Below are 485 nucleotides of genomic sequence, written 5' to 3' on the forward strand. Positions count from 1 at the left end.
CTCATCGCCGCCGCCGCGAAGATGGGCGAGATCAGGAGTCCGAAGAAGGGATACAGCACCCCCGCCGCGATCGGCACACCGGCCGTGTTGTAGATCATCGCGAAGAAGAGGTTCTGCTGGATGTTGCGCATCGTGGCGAGCGACAGGCGCCGCGCCCTCACGATGCCGCCGAGATCGCCCTTGACCAAGGTGAAGCCGGCACTCTTGATCGCAACGTCGGCGCCGGTGCCCATTGCGATGCCAACATCGGCCTGGGCCAGGGCGGGCGCGTCGTTCACGCCGTCGCCGGCCATTGCCACCTTGTGACCCTCGGCCTGCAGCTCGCGGATGATGCGCGCCTTGTCCTCAGGCAGCACGTCGGCGCGGACCTCATCGAGACCCAGGCGACCGGCAACGGCGCGCGCCGTGCGCTCGTTGTCGCCTGTCGCCATGACGATCCGGAAGCCGAGCTCATGAAGCGCCTTGAGCGCGGCCGGCGTCGTTTC

General features: G+C 67.8%; 1 protein-coding gene. It reads right to left on the reverse strand.

Annotated elements, in window-relative coordinates:
* On the reverse strand, window positions 1–485 hold a 485-nt coding region (locus Q1B08_RS21700; protein WP_299823520.1), incomplete at both ends, for an HAD-IC family P-type ATPase.

It is taken from the genome of uncultured Jannaschia sp., assembly GCF_947494025.1.
Lineage (GTDB): Bacteria > Pseudomonadota > Alphaproteobacteria > Rhodobacterales > Rhodobacteraceae > Jannaschia.